The organism is bacterium (assembly GCA_035281585.1).
GTDB lineage: Bacteria > UBA10199 > UBA10199 > DSSB01 > DSSB01 > DATEDP01.
Genome location: DATEDP010000095.1, coordinates 1 through 5,105, shown reverse-complemented (window position 1 = coordinate 5,105; position 5,105 = coordinate 1). Strand labels below are relative to the sequence as shown.

6 protein-coding genes are annotated in these 5,105 nt (G+C 61.1%); 3 read left to right on the top strand and 3 right to left on the bottom strand.

What is annotated here, in order from left to right; translation table 11 throughout:
• Together VJR29_07500 and VJR29_07495 are read right to left on the bottom strand one after the other, a co-directional pair.
• Window positions 1-122 (bottom strand): redoxin domain-containing protein (locus VJR29_07500; GenBank protein HKY63249.1); only part of this gene is annotated, 122 nt, incomplete at its 3' end.
• 188 nt (window positions 123-310) lie between these two features.
• Window positions 311-1,339, bottom strand: a complete 1,029-nt coding sequence (locus tag VJR29_07495) for an isocitrate/isopropylmalate dehydrogenase family protein (GenBank protein ID HKY63248.1) — start codon at window positions 1,337-1,339, stop codon at window positions 311-313.
• Window positions 1,340-1,410: 71 nt separating this feature from the next.
• On the opposite strand from VJR29_07495, the gene egtB reads away from it, so the two are divergent.
• Together egtB and egtD are read left to right on the top strand one after the other, a co-directional pair.
• A complete protein-coding gene (egtB, locus tag VJR29_07490; protein ID HKY63247.1) occupies window positions 1,411-2,679 on the top strand; it encodes an ergothioneine biosynthesis protein EgtB in 1,269 nt (422 codons plus the stop codon).
• On the top strand, window positions 2,676-3,674 hold the full coding sequence (egtD, locus tag VJR29_07485) for an L-histidine N(alpha)-methyltransferase (GenBank protein ID HKY63246.1): 999 nt from the start codon (window positions 2,676-2,678) through the stop codon (window positions 3,672-3,674). Before egtB ends, egtD begins: the two co-directional genes overlap by 4 nt.
• A gap of 122 nt (window positions 3,675-3,796) precedes the next feature.
• Here the strand turns inward: egtD and VJR29_07480 are convergent, their stop codons facing one another.
• The gene (locus tag VJR29_07480) at window positions 3,797-4,306 is read right to left on the bottom strand and encodes an NADH-quinone oxidoreductase subunit I (GenBank protein ID HKY63245.1); all 510 of its coding nucleotides are present in this window, start codon (window positions 4,304-4,306) and stop codon (window positions 3,797-3,799) included.
• A 197-nt stretch (window positions 4,307-4,503) separates the two neighbouring features.
• Between VJR29_07480 and VJR29_07475 the strand changes: the two genes are divergently transcribed.
• Window positions 4,504-4,971: a CBS domain-containing protein gene (locus VJR29_07475; GenBank protein HKY63244.1), complete on the top strand. Its 468-nt coding sequence runs from the start codon at window positions 4,504-4,506 to the stop codon at window positions 4,969-4,971.
• Window positions 4,972-5,105 lie beyond the last annotated feature (134 nt).

Sequence of the window (5,105 nt, the reverse complement as noted above, 5' to 3'; positions counted from 1 at the left end):
TAGAAATAGAGGACGACGTTCTTCTTGCCGGCGAAGTCGCTGAGCTTGACCTTGTTGCCTTCCTGGTCGGGGAGGCTGAAATCGGGGGCCTTGTCGCCCTCTTTCAACTCTTTCTTGGGCATCTTCTCTCTCCTATTTTCGATGTCATCCTGCGCGAAGCGAAGGATCTGCGAAGCCCAAGAAACTGAGCGTCTCAGAGCTCCTTCGTCTTCTCGGGACTCCCTTTAACGGAACGAAGCCGCGTCGACTCTTCGAAAAACCTTGGCAGGTCGCAGATCCCTTGTGCCCGTAGTTTGGGTATTCGCTTCGCTCAGGATGACCCGCGCTTTATCGCGCGGGTCACTTCGCTCGCGATCGCGTCGCCCATCTCCGCGGTCGTGTTCTTCCCGCCCAAGTCGGGCGTCCGGACCTTCTTGGCTTTCAAGATGCTCACCACCGCGGCCTGGACCGCCGCGGCCGCCCGCTTTTCGTTCAAGAAATCGAGCATCATCGCCAAGGTCAGGATGATCGCCACCGGGTTGGCGATGCCCTTGCCGGCGATGTCGGGGGCCGAGCCGTGGACCGATTCGAAGATCGCGTACTTCTTGCCGATGTTGCCGCCGGGCACCAGGCCGAGGCCGCCGACCAGGCCGGCGCAGAGGTCGGAGACGATATCGCCGTAGAGGTTCTCCAGCAACAGCACGTCGAATTGCGAGGGCCGGGTCACGAGCTGCATGCAGGCGTTGTCGACGATCATCTCGGCGTACTCGATGCCAGGATAGGATTTGGAAACGTGGCGGGCGCATTCGAGGAAAAGCCCGTCGGAGAGCTTCATGATGTTGGCCTTGTGGATCGAGGTCACCTTCTTGCGCTTGTTCCGCTTGGCGTAGTCGAAGGCGTATTTGGCGATCCGGGTCGAGGCCTCGCGGGTGATGACCTTGATGCTCTCGACCACGCCGGGCGCGATCTCGTGCTCGATCCCGGCATAGAGGTCCTCGGTGTTCTCGCGCATGATCACCAAGTCGACGTCGGGATAGGGACTGACGCCGGGATAGCTGCGCACCGGCCGCACGTTGGCATAGAGCTCGAGCTTCTTGCGCAGCAGGACGTTGATGCTGCCGAAACCCTTGGCGATCGGCGTCATCAAGGGCCCCTTGATCGCCACCTTGGTCTTTTTGATCAGCTTCAAGGTTTGTTCCGGCAAAGTGTCGTTGCAGCGCTCGATCCCCTTCTGGCCGGCGAAGGCCGGCTTGAAGTCGATCCTGAGGCCGGCGGCAAGGACGACCTTCTTCATTTCGGCGCAAATTTCGGGACCGATCCCGTCGCCTTCGATCAGAGTCACGGTATGGAGTGGGGACATGGTTCGGCATCATATAAAAATTGCCAGAAGAGGCAAGGACGCATAACATTTTGCCGATGAAGGTGTTGAGGATACAAGCCGAAGGATGCCCTCAAGAGGCACCGGGCCTTCAGCGGCGGTTCCGCGAGATTCGCCGGACCACTCTCGAGCTCTGCGAGCCGCTGGAACCGGACGATTACGGCATCCAGTCGATGCCCGACGTCAGCCCGCCCAAGTGGCACCTGGCCCACAGCACCTGGTTTTTCGAGACCTTCCTCCTCCTGCCCCATTTAAGAGATTATCGGCCCTACTCCCCCCACTTCGCCTATCTCTTCAATTCCTACTATAAATCGCTGGGCAGCCATCAGCCGCGGCCGGAGCGGGGCCTGCTCGCCCGTCCGACCTTGCGCGAAGTTTTGCAATATCGAAGCTACGTCGACGATTGTATGGAGAAGCTCTTCGAAAAAAGCGCCAAGACTTTCGAGACCAAGCTTCGCTTTCCCCTCACCCTGGGCTGTCATCATGAACAGCAGCACCAAGAGCTGCTCTTGATGGATGTCTTGCATAACTTTTTCTCCAATCCGCTGCGGCCGGTCTACCGCGAGCCGCCGGACCGGCCTTCGAACCCCGCCCCGGGCCTGAAATGGAAGGAATACCCCGAAGGCCTGCGCGAGATCGGCTTCGCCGGCGATGGCTTTGCTTACGACAACGAGGGGCCCCGCCACCGAGTTTTTCTCGAAGCCTTCGGCCTGGCCTCCCGGCCGGTGACCCAAGGCGAGTTCCTCGAATTCATCGGCGACGGCGGCTACTCCCGGCCCGAGCTCTGGCTCTCCGACGGCTGGGACCGGGTCCAAGCCGAGGCTTGGCGGGCCCCGCTCTATTGGGAAAAAGTCGGCGGCGCTTGGCACACGATGAGCCTGGGCGGCCGGATTCCGCTGGAGCTGGCCGCGCCGGTGTCCCACCTCAGCTATTACGAAGCCGAAGCCTACGCTCGTTGGGCCGGCAAACGGCTTCCGACCGAGGCCGAATGGGAAGTCGCGGCGCAAGACCGGGCGATCGAGGGAAATTTCTTGGAAAGCGGGAATCTGCGGCCAACGGCTTCGCCGGCCGGCGAAAATCCGGCCGCGCTCTTCGGCGACGTCTGGGAATGGACCGCCAGCGCTTACCGGCCCTACCCCGGCTTCAAACCGATGGCCGGGAACTTCGCCGAATACAACGGCAAATTCATGGTCAACCAAATGGTCCTGCGCGGCGGCTCCTGCCTGACGCCGCGGAGCCACATCCGAGCTTCCTATCGCAACTTCTTTCCACCTTCGGCCCGCTGGGCTTGCAGCGGGCTGCGGCTGGCGGAGGATCTATGAGCCTGCATCACGTTCCCCAGACCCGCGAAACCAAGTCCGATTTCGAATACATCGACCTCAATCCGCCGGAGGCGGCTTGGTGGCAGGAAGCGATCGCCGGCATGCAGCGCCGGCCCAAGAGCGTGGCGCCCAAGTTCTTCTACGATCAAGTCGGCTCTTGGCTCTTCGAGCGCATCACTCGATTGCCGGAGTATTATTTGACCCGAGCCGAGACTTCGCTGCTCCAGAGCAAGGCCGCGGAGATCGCCGGGGCCCTGGGCAGCGACTGCGAGCTGGTCGAATTCGGCTGCGGCAACTCGGCCAAAATCTTCTACCTGCTGGCGGCCCTCGAACGGCCTCGGGGCTACCTGGCCATCGACATCAGCCGCGAGCCCCTGCTCGAGCTCTGCGCCAAGGTCGCCGCGGCCCATCCCGGCCTGCCGGTGCAAGGCCTGCGGGCCGACTTCAGCGACTTCTTGAAATTACCGAAGATGAAGGGCCGCTATGAACGTAAGGCCATCTTCTTCCCCGGCTCCTCGATCGGCAACTTCGATCCCGAGGAGGCGGTGAAATTCCTGGCCCACGCCCGGGAAACCGCCGGCCTCGGCGGCAGCCTCCTGATCGGCGTCGACTTGAAGAAGGACCGGGAAATCCTGGAGCCGGCCTACGACGACGCCCAGGGCGTCACCGCGATGTTCAACAAGAATCTGCTGGCCCGGCTCAACCGCGAGTGCGGCGCCAACTTCAAGCTCGAGGCCTTCCGCCACCGGGCCTTCTATAATGAAGCGGCCGGCCGAATCGAGATGCATCTCGAAAGCCTCCTGGGTCAGACCATCCGAATTTTCGACGAGACGCTGCACTTCGAGCCCGGCGAGACCATCCATACCGAAAACTCTTACAAGTACCGGGTCCAAGAGTTCCAAGACTTGGCCACCCGGGCCGGCTGGACGCCCGAACGGGTTTGGCTCGACGGGGCCAAGCTGTTCAGCGTGCATTTGTTGCGGGGAAATACGTGAAAGTCCCCCCTTTGAAAAAGGGGGGTTGGGGGGGATTTGCAAGCGACGGCAAATTTAAAGCAGCCCCGATATTTTTGCGGTGATTTTTAAATCCCCCCTCCCCCCCTTTTTCAAAGGGGGGACTAATATAGGGCGATCGAGTAGGGACTCTTGCCCTCGGGATGGTTGCGAAGCAGGTATTCCTTGTCGACGATGAAGTGTTCGCGGGTGTAGCCGGCCTGCTCGATCTTCATCGTGTCCATCCGGATCGCGTCGCAGGGGCAGGCTTCGACGCAGAGCGAGCAATAAACGCAGCGCAAGAGATTGATGTTGTAGACCGCCGGATACTTCTCGACCCGGGGATCGGGATGCTCGGCGGCGACGATCTCGATGCAATTGGCCGGACAGGCGGTGGCGCAAAGCATGCAGGCGGTGCAGCGCGGCGTCTCGTCGGGCCGGCGCATCAGCCGATGCTCGGCCCGATAATAATCGGGGATGGGCTTTTTCATCTCCGGATACTCGTAGGTGAGGATGCGATCTTGATGGAAGATGTTGCCCACGGCGTGCTTCAGGGTGATCCACATGCCGCGGAAAACCGCGCCGATGTAGATTTTGTCCCAGAGCGAGAGTTTGGGCCTTTTGACCACGAGCATGAGAGATTCCCTAATGGAAACCTTTGCTTAGAAGCAAGCCGAATTTTGGCGTAGGGCTTTGCCGGCAAAAGGCATAAAATCCTCGTGAATTGTCATTCCGAGGAGCGAAGCGACGAGGAATCCCTGCGGAATTCCTTTCTTCTCATAAATCCGCGAAGATCCCTCGCTTCGCTCGGGATGACGAAGGCGGAGGTCCGATGTCCTTCGAGGAGGCCCTTAAGCGAGAAAAAATCCGCAATCTCAGCACCCGCCAGACGGTGACGGCGGCGCCGGGCGACAGTCTAGGCGAAGTGACGCGGCGGATGCAGGAAAAGAAGACCGGCTGTGCCGTCATCCTCGAGGGCAAGAAGATCGTCGGCATCTTCACCGAGCGCGATGCCCTGCTCCGTGGCCTCATCGCCGGCGCCGATTTCGCCACCCCCATCGAAAAGCTGATGACTCCCAAGCCCAAGCTCCTCGACCGCGAGGACAGCATCGCGGTGGCGGTCCGCCTGATGCACGACGGCCATTACCGCCACCTGCCGGTGGTGAATTCCAAGAAAGAGTTTCTCGGCTTGGTCTCGGTGCGCGACATCGTCCTCTATCTCTCGGAGAATTTCGCCACCGAGGTCTTTAACCTGCCCCCCGACCCGCACCAGGTCAGCAGCAGCGCGGAGGGGGCCTGATCATGGAGGTGCCCGCAGCGATGGAAACGCACCCAAGGCAGGAGCTCGACGGCGTCGTCATCCGCTTCGCCGGCGACTCCGGCGACGGCATGCAGCTCACCGGAAGTCAGTTCACCAACACCAGCGCCGTCCTG

Coding starts and splice junctions, on each gene's coding strand:
- VJR29_07495 (HKY63248.1), bottom strand. CDS start 1,339: ATGTCCCCACTCCATACCGTGACTCTGATCGAAGGCGACGGGATCGGT.
- egtD (HKY63246.1), top strand. CDS start 2,676: ATGAGCCTGCATCACGTTCCCCAGACCCGCGAAACCAAGTCCGATTTC.
- VJR29_07480 (HKY63245.1), bottom strand. CDS start 4,306: ATGCTCGTGGTCAAAAGGCCCAAACTCTCGCTCTGGGACAAAATCTAC.
- VJR29_07475 (HKY63244.1), top strand. CDS start 4,504: ATGTCCTTCGAGGAGGCCCTTAAGCGAGAAAAAATCCGCAATCTCAGC.